The 24,482-nt window shown below is 70.4% G+C and carries 23 protein-coding genes; 4 read left to right on the top strand and 19 right to left on the bottom strand.

Annotation, left to right across the window (positions count from 1 at the left end; translation table 11 throughout):
* Positions 1-11 precede the first annotated feature (11 nt).
* The 3 genes from FU260_RS06540 to rph are packed head-to-tail and all read right to left on the bottom strand — an operon-like array spanning position 12 to position 2,175.
* The gene (locus tag FU260_RS06540) at positions 12-728 is read right to left on the bottom strand and encodes an MgtC/SapB family protein (RefSeq protein WP_147916330.1); all 717 of its coding nucleotides are present in this window, start codon (positions 726-728) and stop codon (positions 12-14) included.
* A gap of 53 nt (positions 729-781) precedes the next feature.
* A complete protein-coding gene (rdgB, locus tag FU260_RS06535; RefSeq protein WP_147916329.1) occupies positions 782-1,399 on the bottom strand; it encodes an RdgB/HAM1 family non-canonical purine NTP pyrophosphatase in 618 nt (205 codons plus the stop codon).
* Positions 1,396-2,175, bottom strand: a complete 780-nt coding sequence (gene rph / locus FU260_RS06530) for a ribonuclease PH (RefSeq protein ID WP_147916328.1) — start codon at positions 2,173-2,175, stop codon at positions 1,396-1,398. The genes rdgB and rph overlap by 4 nt, the downstream gene beginning before the upstream one ends.
* 134 nt (positions 2,176-2,309) lie before the next feature.
* Here rph and FU260_RS06525 point away from each other — a divergent pair, with 134 nt between their 5' ends.
* On the top strand, positions 2,310-3,311 hold the full coding sequence (locus FU260_RS06525; protein WP_147916327.1) for an MsnO8 family LLM class oxidoreductase: 1,002 nt from the start codon (positions 2,310-2,312) through the stop codon (positions 3,309-3,311).
* Between the two features lie 38 nt (positions 3,312-3,349).
* Here FU260_RS06525 and FU260_RS06520 read toward each other — a convergent pair whose 3' ends face one another.
* The 5 genes from FU260_RS06520 to clpS all read right to left on the bottom strand — a co-directional run bounded on the left by FU260_RS06520 (position 3,350) and on the right by clpS (position 8,773).
* Positions 3,350-6,046 carry a phosphoenolpyruvate carboxylase gene (locus FU260_RS06520; protein ID WP_147916326.1) on the bottom strand — a complete coding sequence of 899 codons (2,697 nt, stop codon included), beginning with the start codon at positions 6,044-6,046 and terminating at the stop codon, positions 3,350-3,352.
* A gap of 180 nt (positions 6,047-6,226) precedes the next feature.
* A complete protein-coding gene (locus FU260_RS06515) occupies positions 6,227-6,997 on the bottom strand; it encodes an MBL fold metallo-hydrolase (RefSeq protein WP_147916325.1) in 771 nt (256 codons plus the stop codon).
* Entirely contained in the window at positions 6,994-7,836 is an 843-nt protein-coding gene (gene murI, locus FU260_RS06510) for a glutamate racemase (RefSeq protein ID WP_147916324.1), read from the bottom strand. The genes FU260_RS06515 and murI overlap by 4 nt, the downstream gene beginning before the upstream one ends.
* Before the next feature lie 41 nt (positions 7,837-7,877).
* Entirely contained in the window at positions 7,878-8,471 is a 594-nt protein-coding gene (locus tag FU260_RS06505; protein WP_147916323.1) for a DUF2017 domain-containing protein, read from the bottom strand.
* Positions 8,468-8,773 (bottom strand): ATP-dependent Clp protease adapter ClpS, encoded by a 306-nt coding sequence (clpS, locus tag FU260_RS06500; protein WP_147916322.1) that lies wholly within the window; start codon positions 8,771-8,773, stop codon positions 8,468-8,470. Before clpS ends, FU260_RS06505 begins: the two co-directional genes overlap by 4 nt.
* Positions 8,774-8,995: 222 nt before the next feature.
* On the opposite strand from clpS, the gene FU260_RS06495 reads away from it, so the two are divergent.
* Entirely contained in the window at positions 8,996-10,363 is a 1,368-nt protein-coding gene (locus tag FU260_RS06495; RefSeq protein ID WP_413038333.1) for a nicotinate phosphoribosyltransferase, read from the top strand.
* A gap of 365 nt (positions 10,364-10,728) precedes the next feature.
* Here the strand turns inward: FU260_RS06495 and FU260_RS06490 are convergent, their stop codons facing one another.
* Genes FU260_RS06490 through FU260_RS06470 form a run of 5 tightly spaced genes read right to left on the bottom strand, consistent with a single transcriptional unit; the run spans position 10,729 to position 15,246 of the window.
* The gene (locus tag FU260_RS06490) at positions 10,729-12,555 is read right to left on the bottom strand and encodes a DEAD/DEAH box helicase (protein ID WP_147916321.1); all 1,827 of its coding nucleotides are present in this window, start codon (positions 12,553-12,555) and stop codon (positions 10,729-10,731) included.
* A complete protein-coding gene (locus FU260_RS06485) occupies positions 12,552-12,896 on the bottom strand; it encodes a DUF3039 domain-containing protein (protein ID WP_147916320.1) in 345 nt (114 codons plus the stop codon). The genes FU260_RS06490 and FU260_RS06485 overlap by 4 nt, the downstream gene beginning before the upstream one ends.
* A gap of 45 nt (positions 12,897-12,941) precedes the next feature.
* Positions 12,942-13,541: a GNAT family N-acetyltransferase gene (locus FU260_RS06480; RefSeq protein ID WP_147916319.1), complete on the bottom strand. Its 600-nt coding sequence runs from the start codon at positions 13,539-13,541 to the stop codon at positions 12,942-12,944.
* Positions 13,538-14,341: an ABC transporter permease gene (locus FU260_RS06475; RefSeq protein ID WP_147916318.1), complete on the bottom strand. Its 804-nt coding sequence runs from the start codon at positions 14,339-14,341 to the stop codon at positions 13,538-13,540. Before FU260_RS06475 ends, FU260_RS06480 begins: the two co-directional genes overlap by 4 nt.
* The gene (locus tag FU260_RS06470) at positions 14,341-15,246 is read right to left on the bottom strand and encodes an ATP-binding cassette domain-containing protein (protein WP_147916317.1); all 906 of its coding nucleotides are present in this window, start codon (positions 15,244-15,246) and stop codon (positions 14,341-14,343) included. The genes FU260_RS06475 and FU260_RS06470 overlap by 1 nt, the downstream gene beginning before the upstream one ends.
* A gap of 91 nt (positions 15,247-15,337) precedes the next feature.
* Between FU260_RS06470 and FU260_RS06465 the strand changes: the two genes are divergently transcribed.
* Positions 15,338-16,309: a TetR/AcrR family transcriptional regulator gene (locus FU260_RS06465; protein ID WP_147916316.1), complete on the top strand. Its 972-nt coding sequence runs from the start codon at positions 15,338-15,340 to the stop codon at positions 16,307-16,309.
* 126 nt (positions 16,310-16,435) lie between these two features.
* On the opposite strand, the gene FU260_RS06460 is transcribed toward FU260_RS06465, so the two are convergent.
* The 6 genes from FU260_RS06460 to FU260_RS06435 all read right to left on the bottom strand — a co-directional run bounded on the left by FU260_RS06460 (position 16,436) and on the right by FU260_RS06435 (position 23,017).
* Positions 16,436-17,434, bottom strand: a complete 999-nt coding sequence (locus tag FU260_RS06460) for a LacI family DNA-binding transcriptional regulator (RefSeq protein ID WP_147916315.1) — start codon at positions 17,432-17,434, stop codon at positions 16,436-16,438.
* A 36-nt stretch (positions 17,435-17,470) separates the two neighbouring features.
* The gene (locus FU260_RS06455; protein WP_147916314.1) at positions 17,471-18,985 is read right to left on the bottom strand and encodes a glycoside hydrolase family 1 protein; all 1,515 of its coding nucleotides are present in this window, start codon (positions 18,983-18,985) and stop codon (positions 17,471-17,473) included.
* Positions 18,986-19,005: 20 nt separating this feature from the next.
* Positions 19,006-19,923 carry a carbohydrate ABC transporter permease gene (locus FU260_RS06450; RefSeq protein WP_147916313.1) on the bottom strand — a complete coding sequence of 306 codons (918 nt, stop codon included), beginning with the start codon at positions 19,921-19,923 and terminating at the stop codon, positions 19,006-19,008.
* A complete protein-coding gene (locus tag FU260_RS06445; RefSeq protein WP_147916312.1) occupies positions 19,920-21,086 on the bottom strand; it encodes a carbohydrate ABC transporter permease in 1,167 nt (388 codons plus the stop codon). The genes FU260_RS06450 and FU260_RS06445 overlap by 4 nt, the downstream gene beginning before the upstream one ends.
* A gap of 78 nt (positions 21,087-21,164) precedes the next feature.
* Positions 21,165-22,490 (bottom strand): ABC transporter substrate-binding protein, encoded by a 1,326-nt coding sequence (locus FU260_RS06440; RefSeq protein WP_147916311.1) that lies wholly within the window; start codon positions 22,488-22,490, stop codon positions 21,165-21,167.
* A 245-nt stretch (positions 22,491-22,735) separates the two neighbouring features.
* Positions 22,736-23,017, bottom strand: coding sequence for an HU family DNA-binding protein (locus FU260_RS06435; protein ID WP_022916640.1), 282 nt, complete (start codon positions 23,015-23,017; stop codon positions 22,736-22,738).
* 314 nt (positions 23,018-23,331) lie between these two features.
* Here FU260_RS06435 and FU260_RS06430 point away from each other — a divergent pair, with 314 nt between their 5' ends.
* Complete coding sequence (locus FU260_RS06430) at positions 23,332-24,477, top strand: acyl-CoA dehydrogenase family protein (RefSeq protein WP_235912224.1); 1,146 nt, start codon at positions 23,332-23,334, stop codon at positions 24,475-24,477.
* The last annotated feature ends 5 nt before the right edge of the window (positions 24,478-24,482 follow it).

Genomic DNA, 24,482 nt, shown 5'->3' with positions numbered 1-24,482 from the left:
CCGGCAACGGATCAGATGACGTCTTCGTCGTCCTCGTGCTCGTCATCGCTACGCACTTCGACCTCGCGGACCCCTTCGATGGCGTTCACGCTCGGAATAGCGGTGCGCAGCGCCATCCGGCCCTTGAACCGGATGTCGATCTCCACCATGGCCTGAGCGTCGCGCTCCAGCCGCCGACTGCCGAGAATCAGCGTGCTGAACCCCAGATCGGTGGCCAGGGCGAGGACGTCCCGGAGCACTCCGGCCCCATCCAGGTAACGCACCCGGAGCACTCGGTTGTGGTCCCGGGTGGGGATCTTGCGCACCAGCGGCCCGACCCCGAGCACCGCCACCACGTGCAGCACGGTGAGGAACACGGCGAGGGAGACCATCCCGGCCCCGGCAGCCATACCGACAGCGGCGGCAACCCAGATCGTGGCGGCAGTGGTCAGCCCCCGCACCACGTCCCGCCGGGTGAAGATCACCCCGGCGCCGAGGAAGCCGATGCCGGAGACGATCTGGGCGGCGATCCGGGACGGATCCAGGTTCACATCGTCGCCGAGCACGTTGGCGAAGCCGAACGCGGAGACCAAAGTGAACCCGGCCGAGCCCATCCCGACCAGCACGTGGGTGCGAAATCCTGCCGCCTTCTGCCGCACCTGGCGCTCGATGCCGATCACCGCGCAGAGCACGAAGGCGACGGTGAGCAGGTAGAGCTCGGTCCAGGTGGTGTCGGTCAAGAAGTGCATCAGCGTCCAGGGCAGGCGGTCGGTCGGGTCACCGGCTCAGCGTAGAGCGCCGCTCATCCGGCGAGCAGGGCTGCACTTATGTGCGGCGCGAGCGCCCGAAACGCCTGGCCGCGGTGCGAGATCGCATTCTTCTCCGCCGGGGTGAGCTCCGCACACGAGCGGCTCTCGCCGTCGGGGCGAAGGATCGGATCATAGCCGAATCCACCCTGCCCGCGCGGGGCGGTGAGCAACCTGCCGCGCAGCTGCCCGGTCTCCACGTGCTCGTGCCCATCGGAGGTGACCAGGGCTGCCGCGCAGACGAACGCCGCGCCCCGGTGCTCCGCGCGGACCTCGCTCAGCTGGGCCAGCAGCAGGTCAAGATTCGCCTGATCGTCGCCGTGCCGGCCGGCCCAGCGGGCGGAGAAGATGCCGGGGGCGCCGCCGAGCACGTCCACCGCTAGGCCGGAATCGTCGGCCACCGCGGCGATGCCGGTGTGTGCCACCAGGGCACGGGCCTTGATCAGGGCGTTCTCGGCGAAGGTGACGCCGTCCTCGACCGGTTCCGGCCCGCCGACGTCCCCCGCGCCGACGATCTCCTCGGCGGCCAGCCGGGGCAGATCGGCCAAGATCGCCCGCAGCTCGGCGACCTTGTGCGCGTTGTGTGTGGCCAGGACCAGGCGGGGGCTGCTCATCTGTTGCTGGCCAGCGGGCCGGGCGTCTCACGGAGGTCCAGGGGTTCGGCGAGCGCCTCCCGCTGGGCTGCGGTCAGATCGGCGCAGCCGGCGACAGCCAGGTCGAGCAGCTGGTCCAGCTCCGCGCGGCGGAACGGGACCCCCTCGGCGGTGCCCTGCACCTCCACGAAGTCCCCGCTACCGGTCACCACCACGTTCATATCGGTCTCGGCGCGCACGTCCTCCACATAGGGCAGGTCTAGCATCGGCGTCCCGTCGATGATCCCCACGCTGACGGCGGAGACCGAGTCGCTCAGGACCGTTGCCTTGGCCTTGACTGCTCCATGCGTCCTGCCCCACTCGATCGCATCGGCGAGCGCTACGTAGGCTCCGGTGATCGCGGCGGTGCGGGTTCCGCCGTCGGCCTGGAGCACGTCACAGTCCAGCACGATGGTGTTCTCCCCGAGCGCGGAGAGGTCGATCACCGCGCGCAGTGCGCGCCCGATCAGCCGGGAGATCTCGTGCGTGCGGCCACCGATCTTGCCTTTGACCGACTCCCGGTCCGAACGGGAGTTCGTGGACCGGGGCAGCATGGCGTACTCCGCGGTCACCCAGCCCAGGCCGGAGCCCTTCCGCCAGCGCGGCACCCCCTCGGTGAACGAAGCCGTGCACAGCACGCGGGTGCCACCGAACTCCACCAGCACGCTGCCCTCGGCCTGGTCGGACCAGCCTCGGTGGAAGGCGACCGGGCGGAGCTGGTCGGTTCGGCGGCCGTCGGTGCGAGAGTTCTCAGTCATGGCAGCCCAGCCTATGCCCAACCCCCTGCCCGGTCGTCCTGTCAGAGGTGCGCTATCGGTCACCTTTGACAGGACGACCTCCAGGTGGTGGGGCGGGCGGGAATGTTGCTCGGCGGGCGCTGGTTGCTCCGGTGATGGCGCCTGTACCGATCTCCCTGCTGGACCGCTCCCGCACGCGCGTGGGCGAACAGCCGGAAGTGTCGCTGCGGGCCAGCGTGGCGCGGGCACGCGCAGCGGAGGCACTCGGCTACCGGCGCTTCTGGGTCGCCGAGCACCACGGCGTGCCCGGGATCGCCAGTGGGGCCCCGACGGTGCTGATGGCGGGCGTCGCTGCCGCGACTTCCACGATCCGGGTGGGGTCCGGCGGGGTGATGCTGCCGAACCACCAGCCGCTGGTGGTGGCCGAGCAGGCCCGTACCCTCGACGCGCTGTTCCCGGGTCGGATCGACCTTGGCATCGGCCGCTCGCTCGGGTTCATCAAACCCGTGCGGGAGAGCCTGCGGGTCACCGAGTACACCCCGGAGCAGTTCGAGGGTGACCTGACCGAGGTGCTCGCACATCTGACCGGTACTGCGCCGGTGCCCGCCGTACCGGAGGTGACCGGCCAGGTGCCGGTGCATCTGCTCGCCACCGGCGCCGGTCTGGCGGTGGCAGCCCGGCACGGACTGCCGGTGGTGCTCGGCGGGCCGGCGCTGCACGGCGACCTGACCGCGCTGGAGGCCTACCGGCAGGACTACCGGCCCAGCGAGCAGTGGCCGCACCCCCGGGTGACGATCAGCCTCGACGTGATGGTCGCCGACACCGCCGAACGGGCCCGGGAACTGTTGCTCCCCGAGGCGGTGGCGATGGCCGAGAGCCGCACCACGGGAGTCTTCGGCCCGTTGCGGCAGGTACGCACCGACGATCTCGACGGTTTCAGCGACAAGGTGCGCTCCGCCGTCGACCGCCAGCTCCAGCACGCGATGTACGGAACGGCCGACCAGGTGCGCGAGCAGCTCGCCGCACTGGTGCAGCGCACCGGCGCGGCGGAGGTGCTGGCGAGCACCTCGACCTATCACCGAGAGGCACTCACCGCCGCGGACGCCGCGCTAGCGAGCCTCGCGCTGCCAGGTCGACCTGTCACGGGTGCGCCATAGCGCACTCCTGACAGGACGACCCGGAGAGGGGTACGCGGTCAGCCGGTGTTCTGCAGGCCGGCGGCCACACCGTTCACGGACAGCAGCATCAGCCGGCGGATCGCCTCGTCCTGGGACTCGTCGGAACCGTCGGTGTCCCGCAGGGTGCGCAGCGCGCGCAGCTGGAGCAGGGAGAGCGCGTCCACGTACGGGCTGCGCAGCTGGACCGCCCGGCCGAGCACCCGGTGCCCGGCGAGCAGCCGCTCCTGCCCGGTGATGTCCACCACCCACTGCCGGGTGAGCTCCATCTCGGCCAGCACCAGCTCGGCCAGGTCGTCCCGGTCGCCGAGGGCGAGGTACCGGCGGGCGATCCGCTCGTCGGTCTTCGCCAGAGACATCTCCACATTGTCGATCAGCGTGGTCAGCAGCGGCCAGCGCCGGTAGGCGTCCTGCAGGGTGTCCAGGTCACCGACCGCGGCCAGCGCGGTACCGAGGCCGAACCAGCCGGTGAGATTGATCCGGGCCTGGGTCCAGGCGAACACCCACGGGATCGCGCGCAGGTCCTCCAGCGACTCCACGCTCAGCCCCCGGCGGGCCGGCCGCGAGCCCAGCGGCAGCCAGCCGACCTCCTCCTGCGGGGTCACCTGGGCGAACCAGGGCGCGAAGCCCTCGGCGTGCACCAGCTCGAAGAACCGCTCGCGGGAGGCGGCATCCATCGTGGCGGCGATCTCGGCGAAGTCCCGGGCCGCGGTGGAGTTGCGCTCCTCGATCGCCGGGGTCGCCTGCAGCAGCGTGGCCGCAGCGACCTGTTCCACGTGCCGGTGGGCGATCACCGGGTTGCCGTACCGGGCGGCGATCACCTCGCCTTGCTCGGTGAGCTTGAACCGGCCGTCCACACTGCCCGGGGGCTGGGCGAGCACGGCGCGGTTCGCGGGACCGCCGCCGCGGCCGAGCGCACCACCGCGCCCGTGGAAGAGGGTGAGCGTGATGTCGTTGCGTGCGGCCCACTGGGCAATCTGCTCCTGCGCGTCGTACAACGCGAGAGTGGCCGCCACCGGGCCCACGTCCTTGGAGGAGTCGGAGTAGCCGAGCATGATCTCGATCCGGCGCCCGGTCTCGGCCATCCGCTGCTGGACCTGCGGCAGCTCGATCATGTCGTCCAGTGCCGCCACCGAGGACTGCAGATCCGCGAACGTCTCGAACAACGGGACCACGTCCAGCACGGGGATGTCCGCGGCCGAGCCCATCGCCGCCTCGGCGAGCCGGTAGACGGCGGCGATGTCGGCCGCGGAGGTGGCGAAGGAGATCACGTACCGGTGGGCGGCCACTACGCCGTAGCGGTTCTGGATCGCCGCGATCGAGCGAATCGTCTCCAGCACTTCTTCGCTCATCGGGCTCAGCTCGCCACCGGCGTCCAGCTCAGCCAGGGCCTGATTGTGCACCTTGGAGTGCTGGCGCACCTCGAACTCCACCAGGTGGAAGCCGAAGGTCTCCACCTGCCAGATCAGGTCCTGCAGGTCGCCGTACGCCTGCCGGGCGTCCCCGGCCGCCGCCAGGGAGGACTGCACCACGCGCAGGTCGGCGAGCAGCTCCTGAGGACCGGCATAGGCGAGATCGGCGTCCCGGCGGCGGGTGGCGGCGATCCGCTCAGCGACCACCAGCATCACCCGTCGGTGCGGTTCGTTCGGGGACCGGACCGCCACCTCGCCGGTGAGCTCGGCGGCGAGCTGGTGCTGCCGGCTCCACAGCGACTCCAGCTCCGCCGACGGTGGAGTGGTGGTGGCGTCGAGAGTGAGGGCGCTGCCCACCCGCTGGGCCGCTTCCAGCAGCGCGCCGAGCACGTGGTCGGCGGTGATCGCCGCCGCGGAGCGGGTGATCGGGGCGGTCACGTTCGGGTTGCCGTCCCGGTCGGCTCCGATCCAGGAACCGAGCCGCACGAACGACGGCGCCAGCACCGGCGCCGGGACGTCCGGGTCCTGCAGCAGGGCGTCGATCGCGCGGTACATCCGGGGCAGCGCATCGAACAGGGTCTGGTCGAAGATCCCGGTCACGGTGCGGATCTCGTCCAGCGGGGTGGGCTTGGTCAGCCGCAGCGGCGAGGTACGCCAGAGTCGGTCCACCTGGGTAAACAGCTCGCGGCGGTTGGCAGCCAGTGCGCCGGCGCCCAGGCGTGGGTCGTCCCGCTGGCCGAGCAGCTCGGTGATCTCCCGGATGCTCGCCGCGACAGCGCGCCGCCGCGCCTCGGTGGGGTGGGCGGTGAGCACCGGCCGGAACTCCAGGGCGTCGATGCGCGCTCGCGCCTCGTCCTCACCGAGCTCGGCCACCAGGAAGTTCCAGGCACCGCCGAGGGTGTCCTCCGGCGCCCGGGCCGGGTCCACGTCCCCGGTGTCCCGGGAGCGCAGCGCACGCACCCGGTGATACTCCTCGGCCAGGTTGACCAGATGGAAATAACAGGTAAAGGCTCGGGCAACTTCTTCGGCGCGCTCCAGCGTGAACGATTCGACTAGATCCTCGGCGCGAGAGAACGCGTCCGAGGAAGCGTCGTCGTAGGCCGCGATGGTCAGCTCGCGCAGCTTCTCCACGTCGGCGAGCAGGCCCGGTCCGCCACTCTCGGTCAGCACGGTGCCGAGCAGCTCACCGAGGAGCCGCACGTCATGGCGCAGCACATCGGGCATCTGATCGATCGCGCCGCTTCGGGAGCCGGAGGCGATCCCGTTCGCCGGAGTGGTCACGGCTTGGTCGCGTACTTCGCTCATGGGCGTCAGCGTACCGAGACCGGAGCTCCGGCAGGCGCCACCGTCTACCCCGCGGACGCCGCCCCAGACCAGCGCGTGATACCGATCACACCCGAGTTCCGCCGTCGCAGGCTGTAACGAAAGAGGAACCACACATAGTGGAACTATGCCCGGGTCTTGACCGGAACTTGGTGAGTGATGTCACAGCTCCCAGATCGCGCCCGGCATGGCGAGGTCCACGGAACCGGAAAATGCGGTCAGCGCCTCCGAGCGCACCGTCTCCGCCGGCGTCCACGGCTGCAGGTGGGTGAGCACGAGGTGGCGCGCACCGGCAGCCGTCGCCACCTCGCCGGCGCGCCGGCCGGTCAGATGCACACCGCGGATCGCCGGTCCGTCCTCGCTGAACGCCGCTTCGCTGAGCAGCAGGTCCGCATCCCGGGCGGCGTCGATCACCCCGTCGCAGGAGTCGGTATCGCCGGTGTAGGTGAGCACCACCTGCCGGGAGCCGTCCTCGCTCGGGCCGGTGAAGCGCAACGCGTAGGCGGTCACCGGGTGGCGCACCTCGATCGGCTCGATCCGCAGCGGTCCGACCTGCAGCGCCACGCCCGGCTGCCAGAAGGAGACGTCGAACTGCGCCGTGCAGTCCTCCTCCCCGCAGAGCTGGCGGATCCGCTCGGGGGTGCCGACCGGACCGTGCACCGGCATCGGTGGCTGCGGCCCTGCCGGGCCGTACTCCAGGTACACGTGCAGTGCGGCGAGGTCGACCACATGGTCAGCGTGCAGGTGAGAGAGCAGCACAGCGTCGAGCGCGACCGGGTCGTGGTGGCGTAGCAGCTGCCCCATCGCCCCCGATCCCAGGTCGAGCAGCACCGAGTAGGTGCGCGCGCCGTCGCTGGCCTGGACCAGGTAGCTGGACGAGGCGGACTCGGGACTGGACATCGACCCCGAGCAGCCCAGGATGGTCAGTTTCATGGTGTTCCCTCCCCCACCACCGGGATCTCCCCGGTGATCTCTGCTGCACTTTCCGCCCCCACCTCTGGCCCCAGGAACCGGCGGGCGAGCCGGGTGAACGCCGCCGGGTCGCCGGTGGACAGGAATCGGTGCCGGGCCGGTGCCGCGGCGGAGCGCTCCAGGCCGTGCGCCACCAGCGCCGCGTACACATCCTTGGCGGTCTCCTCCGCGCTGGACACCAGAGTGACGCCGTCACCGGCCACGTACTGGATCGCCCCGGTGAGCAGCGGGTAGTGCGTGCAACCGAGCACCAGGGTGTCCACGTCCGCGGCCAGGACCGGTGCCAAGTAGTCCCGGGCCAGCTTGAGCACTTCCGGACCACTGGTGATCCCGCGCTCGACCAGCTCCACGAACCGCGGCGCCGCGGCGGTGCTCAGCTGCAGGTGCGGAGCAGCGGCGAACGCGTCCTCGTAGGCACGGGAAGCGATCGTCGCCCGGGTGCCGATCACGCCGATCCGGCCGGTTCGGGTGGCGGCCACTGCACGGCGCACGGCGGGCTGGATCACCTCGACCACCGGAACCCCCCGGCCGAGGGTGTATCGCTCGCGGGCATCACGCAGGACGGCGGCCGAGGCGGAGTTGCACGCGATCACGAGCATCTTCACCCCGGAGGCGACCAGATCGTCCATCACAGCGAGCGCGTGCGCACGCACCTGCGCGATCGGCAACGGACCGTACGGGCCGTGTGCGGAGTCGCCGATGTAGAGCACGGACTCGTGGGGCAACTGGTCGATGACGGCCCGGGCTACCGTCAGACCCCCGACACCGGAGTCGAAGATGCCGATGGGTGCATCACTCATCACCTGCGAGGGTAGACCGGCAGGCGAGGTGGGAGCAGCCCCTACTCCCCCAATGTGGGCAGCATCACCTGCAGCAGTGACTCCTGCAGCCAGCTGAGCGCGGAGTAGACCATGCCGAGCGCCAGCTGTACCTCGTCCTCGTCGTCGTCGCCACCGCCGCGGGCTACCCGATCGGCGATCTCCTCGGCGTCGGCCTCGGTACGGATCCCCAGGCGCTCGGCGATCACCAGCCGCACGTCGGTGAGCGCGGCGGCGAAGTCCAGGGCCCGCTCGGTCGGCACCCGGATCTCGCCGCTGGAGACCCGCAGCGCGTCCCACACCATCCGCAGCCGCGCCACCTTGCTCGCGCGCAGCTCGGACTCGGTGAGCCGGCGAAACTCCTGACTGAGCTCGTCGTCGGTCCGGCTGGCGTCCGGCAGCAGCCGGGCCAGGGCCGGGTCGGTCGGGCTGTCCACGCCCTCGGTGGACCAGGACAGCTCGGTGAGTGGATCGGCCGACTCCGCGGGGTCCTCACCGGGCCGCAGCGGGACGCCGAGCAGCATCGAGGTGTCCGCGACGACCCGGGCCAGGATCGTGGCCTCGTCCCCTTCGAGCGCGGCGACATAGACCCCGCGCCGGCGCCGGAAGGCTCTCACTGCGGGTCCCCGTCCTGCGCGAGGGTGGCCCACAGGCCGTAGGAGTGCATCGCCTGCACGTCAATCTCCATCTTCTCCCGGCTTCCTGAGGAGACCACACTGCGACCCTCGTGATGCACCTGCAGCATCAGCGTGTTCGCCTTCTCCTCGGTGTAGCCGAAGTAGCTTCGGAACACGTGCGAGACGTAGCTCATCAGGTTCACCGGGTCGTTCCACACGATCGTCAGCCAGATCCGGTCGGGCTCAACGGTGGTGTGGCTATCGAGGTCCGGGGATCCGACCGGGACCGGTACAGCGGGCATGTCCCTCACCCTAACCAGGTCGACGGCGGAGCGCGGCCGAGCACGGCCGACGGCGGCACGCGGCCGGGCGCCTCGGGCGGGCTCGGGACCGCGCCACCCGACCTGCGCCGTCGCATCGGAATCCACTTGGCCCGTCGGAATCCACTTCTACCTCGGATTCCAAGGCGCTAAGTGGATTCCGAAGGAGCGAGCCCGCAGCCCCGCAACCAGTACCGTATGAGCATGTCTGAGCGGATGGCAGCGAGCGTTCCGAGCACGGCGAGCACGGCCAGCACCACGAGCACGGCGCTGCTCACCGACCGGTACGAGCTGACCATGGTGCAAGCGGCGTTGGCCGACGGCACCGCCTCGCGGCAGTGCGTGTTCGAGGTGTTCACCCGGCGGCTGCCCGCCGGCCGGCGCTACGGCGTGGTAGCGGGCACTGGGCGGGTGCTGGAGTCGCTGCCGCACTTCCGGTTCACCGACACCGAGCTGGAGTTCCTGCGCTCCGGGAAGGTGGTGAACGAGCAGACACTGGACTTCCTCGCCGACTACCGGTTCACCGGCGACATCTACGGCTATGCCGAGGGCGAGGTGTTCCTTCCTGGTTCCCCGCTGCTGGTGGTGGAGGCCTCGTTCGCCGAGGGGGTGCTGCTGGAGACCCTGGTGCTGTCCATCCTCAACTACGACTCGGCGGTGGCCTCGGCCGCCTCGCGGATGACCAGTGCGGCCGGGTCGCGGCCGTGCCTGGAGATGGGTGGCCGCCGGGCTCACGAGCAGGCGGCCCCGGCCGCGGCCCGGGCTGCGGTGGTCGCCGGGTTCGCCGGCACTTCCAACCTGGAGGCAGGCCGGCGCTGGGGGCTGGACACGATCGGTACCGCCGCGCACTCCTTTACCCTGCTGCACGACGACGAGACGTCGGCGTTCGAGGCGCAGGTCGCCTCGCTCGGTGCAGAGACAACCCTGCTGGTGGACACCTACGACATCGCCGAGGGGGTACGCCGAGCGATCGCTGCGGCGGGGACCGAGCTGGACTCGGTACGGCTGGACTCCGGCGATCTGGCCCAGGTGGCCCGCGAGGTCCGCGAGCAGCTGGACTCGCTCGGGGCCGCGGGTACGAAGATCGTGGTCTCCTCCGATCTGGACGAGTACGCGATCGCCTCGCTGGCGGTGGCGCCGGTGGACTCCTATGGAGTGGGAACCTCAGTGGTGACCGGCTCCGGCGCCCCCACGTGCGGGATGGTCTACAAGCTGGTGCTGCGCGAGGGCGCCGATGGTTCGATGGAGCCGGTGCAGAAGGCGTCGGCGTCCAAGGCCAGTGTCGGTGGTCGCAAGAGCGCTGCCCGGCGGCTGGACCCGTCCGGGCGGGCCAGTGAGGAGCTGGTGGTGGCCGGGGCACCGCCGGACTGGCAGCCCGAGGGTGCCCACCTGCGCCCGCTGCTGGTGCCGCTGGTCCGCGACGGCATGGTGGAACCGGGTACTACTGGTCCGGAGGGGGTGCGGCGCGCCGCTGCCCGACATGCCGCCTCCCGCGCCGAGCTGTCCCCGTACTCGCGGCGGCTGTCCGCGGGTGATCCGGCGATCCCCACCGCACACACCCAGGTCCGGTGAATCGATTCATTCGTTATCTGGCGCGATGAGTCGTGCTCCCGGGTAGCGACCGGACGGGCTCGCTATCGAACGCCTTGGCCGAAACCGGGGAGTCTCCCGGTCCCGCGGCCGGTTCCCGAACCAGTGGACCACGAACGTCCCGAGCAGGCCGGATGCAGCAGCGAGGCGATCGCCGCAACGCCGGCGGAGATCGCGGGCGCCATCTCCCCGGTTTCGCGGTAGGTCGACCAATCTGCCGGCAGGCCGGTTCGTCACCCGGCGCGGCGGCTCGATACCCGCGAGCACGACTCCTTGCGCTGAGTGACGAGTGAATGGATTCAGCGCCGGTGGGCGAGGTGTCAGCGGGCGCGGCGCGAGCGGCTGGCCTACTTCTTGCCGACGAACCAGCGCCGCACCTGACCGATGCGGGTGCGCAGGTGCTCGGCAGAGGCGGTCGCCACCTCGCCCCCGCCAGAGTGCTCCCGCAGCCGGGTGTGCACCACCCCGTGCGGGGTGCCCGAACGCCGGGCCCAGGCCTTGACCAGCGAGTTCAGCTCCTTGCGCAGCTCGGCCACCGCCCGGTGGTCCTCCACCGGTGCCGGGGCGCCCTGTCCGCTCCGCCGGCGCGCCGCCACCTGGTCCGCCTGGCGGGACCGCAGCAGCGTGGTGACCTGATCGGCGTCCAGCAGCCCGGGCAGGCCGAGGTACTCCTGCTCCTCGTCCGAGCCGACGTCCCCACCGAGCCCGAACTCGCCGCCGTCGAACAGCACCTTGTCGAAGGACGCCTGCGCTTCCAGGGCCTCGAACCCGGGGAGCATCAGGTCATCGCTGGCCTTCTCCTCACGGTTCGCCCGGGCCAGGTCGTCGTCTTCGGCGGAAAAGATTCCCTCGTCGGCCTCCGCGCGACCGTCCCGGTCCAGTGCGTGGTCCCGCTCGGTCTCCAGTTCGGCGGCGAGCCCGAGCAGGGTCGGCACCGAGGGCAGGAAGATCGACGCGGTCTCGCCCCGCTTGCGGGCGCGCACGAACCGGCCGACCGCCTGGGCGAAGTACAGCGGGGTGGCCGCCGAGGTGGCATACACCCCGACCGCCAGCCGGGGCACGTCCACCCCCTCCGAGACCATCCGGACCGCGACCATCCACCGCTGGCCCCCGGAGGCGAACTCCTCGATCCTGCTCGAGGAGCCGTCGTCGTCGGAGAGCACCACCACCGGCGCCTGCCCGGTGACCCGGCGCAAGTGCGCGGCATAGGCCCGGGCCTTGGTCTGGTCGGTGGCGATCACCAGTCCGCCGGCGTCCGGAACATGCCGGCGCACTTCGGTCAGGCGCTTGTCCGCGGCGGCCAGCACCGAGGGGATCCACTCCCCGTCCGGATCCAGGGCAGTACGCCAGGCCTGGTTCACCATGTCCTTGGTGAGCGGTTCGCCGAGCCGCGCGCTGACCTCTTCCCCGGTCTTGGTGCGCCAGCGCATCTGCCCGGAGTAGGACATGAAGATCACCGGCCGCACCACGTGGTCGCGCAGCGCGTCCCCGTAGCCGTAGGTGTAGTCCGCCTGGGAGCGGCGGATCCCGTCCGCGCCGGCGGCGTAGGTGATGAACGGGATCGGGGAGGTGTCGGACCGGAACGGGGTACCGGTCAGGGCCAGTCGCCGCCGGGCCGGTTCGAATGCCTCCCGGACCGCCTCGCCCCAGGAGAGCGCGTCACCACCGTGGTGGACCTCATCCAGGATCACCAGCGTGGGCGCGGCCTCGGTGCGGGCCCGGTGCAGGTTCGGGTTGGCGGCCACCTGGGCGTAGGTGAGCGCCACGCCGTCGTAGGCAGACCCGTGCTTACCTTGGGCGTTGCGGAAGTTCGGGTCGATCCGCACGCCCACTCGCGCGGCCGCGTCTGCCCACTGCGTCTTCAGGTGCTCGGTCGGGGCCACCACGGTGATCCGCCGGACGATCCGCGCCTGCAGCAGCTCGGTGGCCACCCGGAGCGCAAACGTGGTCTTTCCGGCCCCCGGCGTGGCCACGGCGAGAAAGTCCCTCGGCCCGCGTTCCAGATAGGTGTCCAGCGCGGCCGCCTGCCAGGCGCGCAACGCTGGCGCGGTACCCCACGGCGCGCGCGCCGGATAGGCCGGCGGCAGGTTCGAGGCCGCACTCGTCGACCCCGCCGCCGGTGAGGCGACGGTGGGCGGGTGAGCGGTGGCGGCCGGGGAGTCCGGCCCGGTCACTTCTTGGAGCCGAAGCCGAAGAACCCGCGGCCCTTGCCGGAGGACGAGTCGTCCCCACCTTTGCCGGTCATGCTCTCGTAGATCTCCTTGCACGCCGGGCAGATCGGGTACTTGCTGGGATCCCGGTTCGGGCTCCAGACCTTGCCGCAGAGGGCGACCACCGGTGTGCCGGAGACGGCAGCCGCGGTGATCTTCTCCTTCTTCACGTAGTGCGCGTAGCGGTCGCCGTCACCGGGCGACGCCTCGTCGCGTACCTCTTCCCGCTCCAAGACATCGGTTCCCGCCCCGGAGGACAGGCGCTCGGTCTCCTGGGGCTGCGTGGGAGGAATCGGCTCGCTCATGGCTCCAGTGTACGAAGCCCGACGGCGTGCTGCTGCCTGGGCAGGTCAGCTCACCGGGCTCTCCCGCTTCATCGAGACGTAGGCGGAGAAGCCGGCGCGGTGGGAGAAGCGGGCCGTGCGGCGGGTGTACTCGACGAAACCGAGCCTGCGGTACACGTGCAGTGCCGCCTCGTTGGTGTCTTTGATGTCGCGCAGTACATGCACCCGGTGGCCGGAGGTCTGCACGAGGTGCCGCAGCAAGGCGGTCGCCACGCCTGCGCCCCGGTGCTCCGGCGCGGTGGCGACGAAGCCGAGCTCCGCGCGCCCCGGAGCGGCATCCGGGTCGTGCCCCATGAACGCGCCCCGCACCACCAGGTACAGCAGTGTGCGGCGGAGCACTCCGAGGCTCCGGCGAAGCGGCGCCCATCGGGGATCGAACACCTCCTGGTCGGGCTCGGTGAGCGTGGTGATCCCGGCGGGATCGCCGTCGCGCAGGGCCAGGTGGAAGCGCACGGGCACGATGATCGGCTCGAACGCGGCGGCGAGCCGCTCCGGGTCCCGGGTGACGGCGGTGAAGTCCTGAGCGAACCCGTGGGCGAGCAGTGCCGCGGCCGCGCTCCGTCCCGGTTCGCCGAGGCTGTCGGCGCGGACCACCTCGATACTCATCGGCGACCCGCCTGCCGCTTGAACAGGATCACCGACCAGACGACGGCAACGGCGAGGATCCCGACGAGCCAGGTCAGCGCGATCGCGGGCGCAGAGCCGGCGGGGGTGCCCATCAGCAGCCCCCGCACCGTCTCGATCACCGGGGTGATCGGCTGGTGCTCGGCAAACCCCCGGAGCCAGGTGGGCAGGGTCTCGGCGCCGACGAACGCCGTCGAGAGATACGGCAGGAAGAGCAGCACGAAGCCGTACCCGTTCGCGGCCTCGGGGCTGCCGGTGGCCAGGCCGATCGCGGCGAACAGGTAGGTGATCGCGAGGATGTACAGCGCAACCAGAGCGAGCGCCAACAACCACTCGGGCGCCCCGCCAGTGGGCCGGAAGCCGATCGCGAACGCGACCCCGATCACCACTGCGGTGGCGAGCAGGTTCCGGACCAGGCTGGCCACCACGTGCCCTGTCACCGCCGCCCAGCTGCGGATCGGCAGCGTGCGCAGCCGGTCCATGATCCCGGAGGCCTTGTCCCCGGCCACATCGATGGCCGTGGAGGATGCCCCGAACCCGGCGCAGAGCAGGATGATGCCCGGCACCACGTAGTTCACGTAGCCCCCGCCCGGATCGAACGCGCCGCCGAAGACGTAGACGAACAGCAGCATCAGCATCACCGGCAGCATGATCGCCATCAGCATGGCGTCCACGTTGCGCACGCTGTGCCGCAGGCTGCGGCCGATGAAGACTGCCTCCTCGGCGCCCGGACGCAACCGGGCCGCCGGTGGCGCAGACGTTGGCGCGGTGAGGGTGGTCATCAGGAGTTCCTTCCGGTGGTGACGAGCTGGGGTGCAGTGGCGGCAGGCGCCTCGGTGAGGGCGAAGAACACGTCGTCCAGGCTGGGGCGGCGGACCACGAGCTCACCGGTCAGGCCCAGTCCGTCGATGACGTCCAGCGCCCGGCGTAGACCGGCGGAGCTGCCGTCGGTCGGCTCGGCGTGCAGCACGGCGCCGCCCGCGTCCCGGACCTCGACCCGCTCCTCCCCCACCGTGCTCTTCAGCTCGGCCGGGGTGCCCTCGGCGACGATCCGCCCGGCACCGACGATCGAGATCCGGTCGGCCAGCTCGTCCGCCTCTTCCAGGTACTGGGTGGTGAGCAGCACCGTGGTGCCATCGGCGCGCAAGGTGCGGATCACCTCCCATAGCTCGCGCCGGCTGCGCGGGTCCAGGCCGGTAGTCGGCTCGTCGAGGAAGACCACATCGGCGGCCACCACCAGGGAGAGCGCGAGGTCGAGGCGCCGGCGCATCCCACCGGAGAAGGTCTTCACCCGCCGGCGGGCAGCGTCGCTCAGGTCGAACCGGTCGAGCAGCTCTCGGGTGCGGATGCGTGCCGCCCGGCCGCGCAGTCCTTGCAGCCCCGCCATCATCCGCAGGTTCTCCTCCGCGGTGAGCACATCGTCCACCGCAGCGGACTGGCCGGTCAGCGCGATCCGACGGCGCACCCCGGCCGGGTCGGTGAGCAGATCGGTGCCGGCGATGCTCGCCGTGCCGGCATCCGGGCGCACCAACGTCGCCAGGATCGTCACCAGCGTGGTCTTGCCCGCTCCGTTCGGTCCGAGCAGGGCGTGGACCGAACCACGTTCGACCCGCAGGTCGATCCCGCTCAGGACCTCGACGGCGCCGAACGATTTCCGTAGGCCGCTCACCTCGATCGCTACGTTCATGAGCCCTTCCTCTCCTTCGTCTGTGTACACACTAAACTGTATATGTCATACACGCACTTGTCTATGACGTAAACAGAACTAGGCTGTGGGGATGGACATCGAAGCCGACGAGGTCGAGCTGCCCCGGGGCCTCGCGCTCGCCTGGGGCGTGGCGGCCCACCCGCAGCAGCGTGGCCCCAAGCGCGAGCTCAGCCTGGAGCGGATCGTGGAGGTCGCCGTCGAGATCGCAGACAGCGAGGGGCTCGGCGCAGTCTCGATGTCCGCAGTGGCCAAGCAACTCGGCTTCACCACGATGTCCCTGTACCGGTATGTCACCAGCAAGGACGACCTCCTCCTGCTGATGGGCGAAGACGCGCTGGGCACTTCACCGCTGCGCATTACCGAAGCCACCGACTGGCGCGAAGGACTCCTCCGGTGGCACAACGAGACGATGGCGATCTACGCCGCTCACCCGTGGCTCCTGGACCTGCCGATCGCCGGCATCCCGAGCACACCGGCGAACCTCGCCTGGATGGACGCGGCGCTGCACACGCTGACCGAAACCCCGCTCGACGATCTGGAGAAGATCGCGGTTCTGCTGCTGATGACCGGCCACGCCCGCTGGCAGGCGATCGTCGCCCGCAGCTACGAGGAGCAGGCCCGCGCCGCGGAGATGACTACGGACGACCTGGATCGCCAGATCGCCGACACGATCGATGCCCTGGTCACGGCCGAGCAGTTCCCCCACCTGCGGCCCGCGATCGACGCCGGCGTGTTCACCGCAGACGCCGATCCGCTCGCCTTCGGCCTGGACCGGATGCTCGACGGAGTCGGACTCTACGTCGATTCCCGGGCCGGCGGGGCGCCCCCGACAGTGCCGCAGGAATCGTTGGAGCCGCCGGCCACAGACGCGTTCCCGAAGGACCCGAAGGTGCGGGCGGCACGGATCGCCCGCAGGGAGGCGGAGAAGGCAGCGCGCGAGGCGCAGAAGAAGGTGCGCGAGGCCATCAAGCGCGAACGGGAGGCAGTGGCCCGGGCCCGGGAGCGGCAGGAACGCGAGGCGGAGAAGGCGCGGAACAAGTAGCCACCTTCGCTCGCGGTCCGGTCACCCAGTCCCATCGCCCCGACTGGCCAAAATCCGTTGCCTGGACACGATCCGGGCAACGGAGTTCGTCCACTCGACGCTCACCCCGCGCGCGAACGGTTCGGGTCAGGCGGTGCCGCCCTCGACCAGCTCCGGGGCGAGCATGTGCGGCTCGGCCGGCGCCGGCTCGCCGGCCAGCATCGCGAGCAGCGTCTGTGTCGCCGCCGCGACCATCTCGACCTGCGGGTTGTACACCGTGGTCAGCCGCGGTGAGGTTCGCCCGGCAGCCCCGAGTGCGTCGTAGCCGACCACGGCCACTTCCTCCGGGACCCGCCGGCCACGCGCGGCCAGCACCTGCATCGCGCCGATCGCCATCAGGTCCGACGCCACGAAGATCCCGTCCACCTCCGGGTCATGGTCGAGCAGTTCGGCACTCGCGCGCGCCCCACCCTCCACGGTGAAGTCTCCGTGGGTGATCGCGGCGGGCAGGCCCGCGCCGGCCACGGTCTGCCGCCAGCCCTCGAGCCGGTCCACCGCAGCCGGCATATCCATCGGGCCGGTGACCGTCCCCATCCGGCGGCAGCCCCGGTCCAGCAGCCGACGAGCGGCGAGCATTCCGCCGGCCTGGTTGTCGGTGTCCACGTAGTGCAGCCCGTAGTCGGTGAACGGACGGCCGACGAACACCGCCGGCAGCTGCCCATCGGCGAGCCGTTCCTCCAGCTGGTCGTCGGCATGGTGCGAGGCCACGATGGCGCCGTCCACGTGCCCGCTGCGCAGGTAGCGCGCCGTGCGGCCGGGCGGCTCCCCCCGGCGGGCCAGCAGGAGCACCAGCTGCAGGTCGGTGCCGTACAGCCCGTCGCTGACGCCGCGGAGCAGCCCGGCGAGGAACGGGTCGGACAGGATGCGAGCGTCAGGCTCGGGGAGCACCAGTGCGATCGATCCGGTCCGGCGGGTCACCAGCGTGCGTGCGGCCGGGTTCGGCGAATAGCCGAGGCGATCCACCGCATCGTCGACCGCAGCCTGCGCCTCGGGCGAAACCTTCTTTCCGCCGTTGATCGCTCGCGAGGCGGTCGATCGCGACACTCCAGCGGCGGAAGCGACGTCGTCGAGGGTGACCGAGGGCATGAGGCCTGACTCTAGCGGCGTAGACCTCACCGCCGTTCAGGTTCCCGGCGCGGGCAGGGCGTGGGCAGCCGCTACTCGGGCGTACCACCGCCCGGAGGCCTTGATGGTCCGTTGCTGCGTGGCGTAGTCGACGTGCACGATGCCGAACCGCTTGCTGTAGCCGAGCGCCCATTCGAAGTTGTCCAGCAGCGACCAGAGAAAGTATCCGCGCACGTCCGCGCCGGCGGCGATCGCCTCCGTCACCGCGCGCAGGTGCGCCTCGAGGTAGGCGATCCGGTCCGTGTCGTGCACCTGGCCGTCAGGCGCCACTTCGTCCGGGTAGGCAGCCCCGTTCTCAGTGACGTAGAGCGCCGTACCGCGCGGGCCGGTGTAGTCCTGCTGCAGCCTGGTGAGCAGCCGGGTCAACCCTTCCGGCTGCACCTCCCAGCCCATCGCTGTGGTGGGCAGTCCCCGGGAACGGTGGTAGACGCCGCCCACCGGGTGGGGTGAGCCGACCGCACGGTGCGGCCGGTGTTCCTCCTGCCGAACGCCGTCGGGCCGGTTCTGCCCCTCCTGGACGCCTTCGCCCGGGCTAGCGGAGATCGCCGCCCCGTTGTAGTAGTTCACGCCGAGCAGATCGATCGGGGCCGAGATCAGGTCCAGGTCGCCGGGCTGGATGTGCGTGGTCAGGCCCAGGTGAGCGACGTCCTGGAGGACATCCGGCGGGTAGGCGCCCGCGAAGATCGGGTCGAGGAAGATTCGGTTGAACAGCCCGTCCTCGCTCCGTGCGGCGTCCACGTCGGCCGGGTCCTCGGGATCGACCGGATCGGCCACGGTGAAGTTCAGCGTGATGCCCAGCCGGGCGGTCGAATCCCGACGGCGGAGCTCGTCCAGGGCGAGGCCGTGGCCGAGGAGGAGGTGGTGGGCCGCCGCGAGACCGTCCCGCCCGGACTGCCTTCCGGGGGCGTGGCTGCCGGCGGTGTAGCCAAGGAAGGCCGAGCACCACGGCTCGTTCAGCGTGGTCCAGGTGCGCACCCGGTCCCCGAGGGCGTCGTGCATCGCTGCGGCGTACTCGGCGAACCGGTACGCCGTCTCTCGGGCCGGCCACCCGCCGTCGTCCTCGAGCGCCTGCGGCAAGTCCCAGTGGTAGAGGGTGAGCCACGGAGTGATCTCTGCTGCGAGCAGCTCGTCCACCAGGCGGGAGTAGTAGTCCAGCCCGGCCTGGTTGACGGTGCGTCCATCCGGGACCACCCGCGCCCAGGAGGCGGAGAACCGGTAGGCGTCCAGCCCCAGGCTGCGGATCAGCGCGACGTCCTCGGGGTACCGGTGGTACTGGTCGCAGGCCACAGAGCCGTCGTCACCGCCGTGCACGGCACCGGGGATCCGGCAGAACGTGTCCCAGATCGACTCGCGGCGCCCGCCCTCAGCCGCCGCACCCTCCACCTGGTAGGCGGCAGTGGCGGCCCCCCAGACGAACTCCTCGGGAAAGTCGGCAGGACCTGGGCTCGGGTCCGGCAGCGGTCGGGATGCGGTGAACGGCACAGGGCGCTGCGCCGGCTGGGTCAGGGTCATCGGGGTGGAACCTCCAGTCATCAGCCTTTGACGGCGCCGGTCATGATTCCGGCCACGAGCTGCTTGCCGACGATCGCGAAGATCACCAGCAGCGGGAACGTGACCAGGAAGATGCCGGCCATCACGAGGGAGTAGTCGGTGAAGTAGTGGCCCTGCAGGGACTGCACCACCAGGGGCAGGGTGGGGTTCTGCGAGCTGAGCACGATGGACGGCCAGAAGAACATCGTCCACTGCATCACGAACCAGAACAGGAACAGCATCGCCGCTGCCGGGGCCGCCGTAGGCAGCGCGATGGACCGGAACGTGCGGAACATGGACGCCCCATCCACCCGGGCTGCCTCGATCAGCTCGAACGGCAGCGCAGAGGACAGGTACTGGGTCATCCAGAACACCCCGAACGGGCAGAGCATCGCCGGGATGATCACCGCCTGCAGCTTGCCCACCCAGTCCAGGTCGGTCATCAGGATGTACAGCGGGATGACACCCAGCTGGGTCGGTACAGCCATCGTGGCGATCACGAACACCAACAGGCCGCGGCGCCACGCGAACCGGAGCTTGGCGAAGGCGAACCCGGCCAGGGTGGAGAACAGTACGACGGACAGGGACGCGGTCACGGAGATGATCACCGAGTTCGTCAGTGCCTTGACGAAGTTGATCTGGCTGGAAGCGACGACCTCGGCGAACCGATTCAGCACACTCAGGTCTGGCAACCACTGCGGCACGGCCTGCTGCGAGATCTCCTCCTGGCTGGAGGAGCCCAGCAGCAGGGTGTAGTAGAGCGGGAAGGCAGAGATCGCCAGGATCACGGCCAGCAGCCCATAGGTGAGCCAGCCGGGGCGACGGGAGGCGGCTCGCGAGGCGCGAGAGCCTCGGCGGCGGGCCGCCGCACGGGCAGCGCCTGCCCCTGCGGTCTGGGCGGTGACGGGAAGGGAGGTCATCGGTGTTCACCTCGATCGTGCTGGCCGGTCCGGTGCGGTGCCGACGGCGGTGCGCCCGGCGGGGCCGCAGCGCCGCCCGGCGGGGCGGTGCCCGACCGGTTGACACCCGCCGCTGCCCGCGCAGCCTGGGCGTCCACGCGAGCCCTGGCGATCACCGCGTTGGTCCGCTTCCGGCTGACCGTGGACCGGTCGCCGCCACCAGTGGCGATCCGGGTAGTGAGGAAGAAGTTGATCAGGCCGATGAGCACGATCAGCAGGAACAACAGCCAGGCGACGGCCGCGGCACGGCCGAAGTTCTTCTGGTTCCCCCAGGCCACGTCGTACAGGTACAGCACAGTGGTCATCCAGTTCCGGCTGGGCCCGCCCATCCCCAAGTGGTCGAACATGCGGGCCTCGTCGAAGATCTGCATCCCCCCGATCGTGGCGGTGATCACCACGAACACCATCGTGGCGCGGATCTGCGGGATGGTCACCGAGACGAACTGCCGCACCCGGCCCGCGCCGTCGATCACCGCGGCCTCGTAGAGCTCGCGAGGCACCGCCTGCATCGCCGCGAGCAGGATCAACGCGTTGTACCCGGTCCAGCGGAAGTTCACCATCGTGGCGATCGCCAGGTGACTGGCGAACCGGTCGCTGTGCCAGCCCACCGGATCCAGACCGACCACGCCGAGCATCGCGTTGATCAGCCCGTACTGGTCCGCGAACAGCCGCCCGAAGATCACCGAGACGGCCACCGGCGCCACCACGTACGGCACCAACACCCCCATCCGCCAGAAGGTGGCGGCGCGCAGGTTCTGGTCCAGCAGTGCGGCGATGGTCACTGCCAGCGCCAGCTGCGGGATCGCGGAGAGAGCGAAGATGGAGAAGGTGTTGGCCACCGACTTCCAGAACACCGGCTGAGCGAGGACGTCGGCGAAGTTCTCCAGGCCGACGAACTCCCCCTGGCCACCGAGCAAGTTCCACTCGTGCACCGAGACGTAAGCGGTGTACAGCAGCGGGAACGCGCCGACGAGGGCGAAGAACAGGAAGAACGGCGAGATGTACAGATAGGGAGAGAGCTTCACGTCCCAGCGACCGAGCCGCTGGGAGAAGCCGACGCGGCGAGGCGGCTGTTCCGCAGGTGGCGGCGCCTTACCGGGGCGGCTGTGGGTCAGGACGGCCATGTCATGCCTTCGTTTCCGGGCGGACAGTGCGGGGCCGGCTGGCAAGCCGGCCCCGCGGGGACAGGAGCACTCGCTCGGTTACATCAGCCCCAGGGCGTTGAACGCCTCCACTGCACTCGCCCAGCTGGCATCGACGTCCTGCTCACCGGTGACGTCCACCCGGAGCACCGCGTCCTGCACAGCCTGGTGGATGGCGAAGTAGTTCGGGCCCTTGTACGGCACACCAGCGATCGCCTCCGCCCGAGCGGCGAAGATCTCCCCCACCGGAGCGTCGTTGAAGAAGGCGTTCGTGGCGGTCTGCACATCCTCCGAGGCCTGTGCCTCCAGCTGCGACGGGAAGGTGCCGGCATTGCCGAACGCCTCGGTCTGCTGTTCCGGTGCGGTCAGCCACGCGGCGAGCTCAGCCGCCTCGTCCGTGTGCGCACCGGAGGCGGGCACGGTGATGAAGGACCCACCCCAGTTGCCGCCTCCGCCGGGGAAGACATCGGCCACGTTCCAGCCGTCGACGCCGCCGGCGCGCTCCTCGATCGGACCAGTCATCCAGGCGGGGCAGACCATCGTGGCGAAGCCGTCGTTCTGGAACGCCGCGTCCCAGTCGGGGGTCCACTGCTGCAGGCCGGCGGAGAGCTCGTCACCCACTGCCGCATCCAGCACCTGGGTGTAGACGTCCTGGACGCCGGAGTTGGCGGCCAGGTCCAGCGGCTCCTCCGAGCCCGCGTCCTCGTACGGAGCGTCAAGCTGGTTCACCATGGCCTGATAGGTCGGCTGAGCACCGTCGAACCACGCAGCGTCGGAGCTGGCCACGAACTCCCGACCAACCTCGAAGTAGCTCTCCCAGGTGGCGTCCGCACCGCCGAGCAGCTCGGCGACCTCCTCCGGCTCGCTCGGCAGTCCGGCGTCGGCGAACAGATCCTGGCGGTAACAGATGGCCTCGGGGCCAACGTCAGTGCCGTAACCGAGCACGCGGCCATCGGCTGTCGTCGCCTGGTCGACCTTCCAGTCCAGCCATCGGCCCTCGAGCTCGGGATCGCTCAGGTCCGCGAACAGGTCCGGGTACTGCATCAGCTCGGGCAGCCAGTCCACCTCGATCGCCTCGATGTCGGCCAGGCCTTCACCCCCGGCAGCGATCTTGGTGGTCAGGTTGGTGCGTGCGGCTTCGGAGGTATCTGCGGTGATCAGCTCCACGGTGACGCCGGGGTGCTCCTCCTCGAAGCGGTCCAGCATCTCGTCGGTGTAGCCGAACTGGTTGAAGGTGGCGACGGTCAGCGTGATGTCGCCGGACTCGCCGGAGCCACCCGATCCGGCGGGATCGCCGGTACCGCCACAGGCGGCGAGAGCGGTCAGGGTGAGGGCACCGGTCGCCGCTGCGGCGAGTCGGGGAAGTCTGGTGCGCGTGCTGGGCATGGTGACGTCCTTGTCTGAGCGATGGGATCGGCCATCGTGGTAGCGCTTCCACCATCGGAGGTGGGAGCGCTTCCACGCGTAGGTCATCGTGCCCTGGACCGTCGGCCACGTCAACCCCTGGGCCACCGGCCGCGTCGGCCACTGCCGCCTGGATCGCCCGCCGCACAGCTGCGCAGACACGACGAAGGGGCGCGGGATCCTCTCCCACGCCCCTTCGTCAGCGGCGGCTCAGCAGCCGCCCAGCCTCACTTGGCGACGGCCTTCTTCAGCGCGGAGCCGGCGGACACCTTGACACCGTAGCCGGCCGGGATCTGAATCTCCTCACCGGTACGGGGGTTGCGGCCGGTGCGCGCGGCGCGCTCCACCCGCTCGACGCTCAGCAGACCGGTGACCTTGACGGCCTCGCCCTTACCGAGGGACTCGACCAGAACCTCCTGCAGCGCACCCAGCGCGGCGTCGGCGTCGGTCTTGGTCAGCGATGCCTTCTCGGCAATCGCGGCAACGAGATCAGTGCGGTTGACGGACACGTAGGTTCCCTCTCCTCGATCGTAAATCGCCCCCCGAGCGGGAAGCGCCGTGGTCACACTACGACGGCGGAGCCCCAGGTGGCGCAAATCCACGCCGATTCTCGGCGTGTTTCCGCGATTTTCAAGGGTTTCAGCGGTTCGAGGACGGTTCTTCTGTCAGTTCCGTCCCATCTGGCTCAATAGCCACAGACCGGATGGCCCGGGCGCGCCAGCTGCCGCGCGGGCCTGGAACCTGGCCGCTCGATCGCCCGCACCCGCCCCGGAGTCCGACATCCGTGGTGAGATGGAGGAATCGCCGAACGAGGGAGAAGATCGTGCTGTTGTCACCAGAGTTGCTCACCCGGATCCGGGAGCGGGCCGCGGGTTACGACCGGGAGAACGCGTTCTTCACCGAGGACCTGGAGGAGTTGCGCGAGGCCGGCTACCTCAAGGCGCTGGTGCCGGTCGAGTTCGGCGGCCTGGGGATGAGTCTGGAGGAGGTCACCCGGGAACAGATGGCGCTCGCGGGTGCGGCACCGGCGACCGCCCTCGCAGTGAACATGCACCAGGTGTGGGTCGGTGTGGCCAAAGTCGTGCACGACCGGGGCGAGTCGTTCATGGACCAGGTACTGCACGAGGCGGCAGCCGGCGAGGTGTTCGGCTTCGGGATCTCCGAGCGCGGCAACGACCTGGTGCTGTTCGGCTCCACCACCGAGGCCCGGCCGGACGGCGAGGGCGGCTACACCTTCCACGGCACGAAGATCTTCACCTCCCTCTCCCCCGCCTGGACCCGGCTGGGCACCTTCGGCACCGACACCACCTCCTCGGACGGACCGAAATCGGTGTATGCCTTCATCACCCGCGAAGGGGGCGGCTTCGAGATCAAGGACGACTGGGACGCGCTCGGCCAACGTGCCTCGCAGTCCTGCACCACTGTGCTCGACGGTGCGCACGCTCCGGCCCAGCGGGTGGTGCGCCGGCTGGATCCGGGGCCGAACCCGGACCCCCTGATCTTCGGCATCTTCGCCTGCTTCGAGCTCCTGCTCGCCGCGGTGTACACCGGGATCGGGCAGCGGGCGCTCGAAGTGGCGGCGGCGACCGTCGCCAAGCGCACCTCGCTACAGCACGACGGCGCCCCGTACGCGCATGATCCGGACATCCGTTGGCGCGTGGCGCACGCCGGGATCGCCCTGGACGGCATCTATCCGCAGATCAGCGCGCTCGCGGCGGACGTGGACACCCTGGCCGACCACGGCGCGATGTGGTTCCCGCGGCTGTCCGCGGCGAAGGTTCGGGCTACCGAGACCGCCAAGGATGTGGTCGACGCGGCCATCCGAGTCAGCGGCGGTGGCGCCTACTTCAACCGCAGTGAGCTCTCCCGGCTCTACCGGGACGTGCTCGCCGGCCTGTTCCATCCCAGCGACGACGAGTCCGCACACGGGGCCTGGGCGAACGCCCTGCTCGGGCCGCTGCCGGATTGACCCGC

The organism is Ruania zhangjianzhongii, from assembly GCF_008000995.1.
Classification (GTDB): Bacteria; Actinomycetota; Actinomycetes; order Actinomycetales; family Beutenbergiaceae; genus Ruania; species Ruania zhangjianzhongii.
This window is presented reverse-complemented; position numbering and strand designations above follow the sequence as displayed.

What these genes read in the sequence shown, in the direction of transcription:
- FU260_RS06540 (WP_147916330.1), bottom strand. Translation starts at nt 728, where the DNA reads ATGCACTTCTTGACCGACACCACCTGGACCGAGCTCTACCTGCTCACC.
- rdgB (WP_147916329.1), bottom strand. Translation starts at nt 1,399, where the DNA reads ATGAGCAGCCCCCGCCTGGTCCTGGCCACACACAACGCGCACAAGGTC.
- rph (WP_147916328.1), bottom strand. Translation starts at nt 2,175, where the DNA reads ATGACTGAGAACTCTCGCACCGACGGCCGCCGAACCGACCAGCTCCGC.
- FU260_RS06525 (WP_147916327.1), top strand. Translation starts at nt 2,310, where the DNA reads ATGGCGCCTGTACCGATCTCCCTGCTGGACCGCTCCCGCACGCGCGTG.
- FU260_RS06520 (WP_147916326.1), bottom strand. Translation starts at nt 6,046, where the DNA reads ATGAGCGAAGTACGCGACCAAGCCGTGACCACTCCGGCGAACGGGATC.
- FU260_RS06515 (WP_147916325.1), bottom strand. Translation starts at nt 6,997, where the DNA reads ATGAAACTGACCATCCTGGGCTGCTCGGGGTCGATGTCCAGTCCCGAG.
- murI (WP_147916324.1), bottom strand. Translation starts at nt 7,836, where the DNA reads ATGAGTGATGCACCCATCGGCATCTTCGACTCCGGTGTCGGGGGTCTG.
- clpS (WP_147916322.1), bottom strand. Translation starts at nt 8,773, where the DNA reads ATGCCCGCTGTACCGGTCCCGGTCGGATCCCCGGACCTCGATAGCCAC.
- FU260_RS06495 (WP_413038333.1), top strand. Translation starts at nt 8,996, where the DNA reads ATGTCTGAGCGGATGGCAGCGAGCGTTCCGAGCACGGCGAGCACGGCC.
- FU260_RS06485 (WP_147916320.1), bottom strand. Translation starts at nt 12,896, where the DNA reads ATGAGCGAGCCGATTCCTCCCACGCAGCCCCAGGAGACCGAGCGCCTG.
- FU260_RS06480 (WP_147916319.1), bottom strand. Translation starts at nt 13,541, where the DNA reads ATGAGTATCGAGGTGGTCCGCGCCGACAGCCTCGGCGAACCGGGACGG.
- FU260_RS06475 (WP_147916318.1), bottom strand. Translation starts at nt 14,341, where the DNA reads ATGACCACCCTCACCGCGCCAACGTCTGCGCCACCGGCGGCCCGGTTG.
- FU260_RS06470 (WP_147916317.1), bottom strand. Translation starts at nt 15,246, where the DNA reads ATGAACGTAGCGATCGAGGTGAGCGGCCTACGGAAATCGTTCGGCGCC.
- FU260_RS06465 (WP_147916316.1), top strand. Translation starts at nt 15,338, where the DNA reads ATGGACATCGAAGCCGACGAGGTCGAGCTGCCCCGGGGCCTCGCGCTC.
- FU260_RS06460 (WP_147916315.1), bottom strand. Translation starts at nt 17,434, where the DNA reads ATGCCCTCGGTCACCCTCGACGACGTCGCTTCCGCCGCTGGAGTGTCG.
- FU260_RS06455 (WP_147916314.1), bottom strand. Translation starts at nt 18,985, where the DNA reads ATGACCCTGACCCAGCCGGCGCAGCGCCCTGTGCCGTTCACCGCATCC.
- FU260_RS06450 (WP_147916313.1), bottom strand. Translation starts at nt 19,923, where the DNA reads ATGACCTCCCTTCCCGTCACCGCCCAGACCGCAGGGGCAGGCGCTGCC.
- FU260_RS06445 (WP_147916312.1), bottom strand. Translation starts at nt 21,086, where the DNA reads ATGGCCGTCCTGACCCACAGCCGCCCCGGTAAGGCGCCGCCACCTGCG.
- FU260_RS06440 (WP_147916311.1), bottom strand. Translation starts at nt 22,490, where the DNA reads ATGCCCAGCACGCGCACCAGACTTCCCCGACTCGCCGCAGCGGCGACC.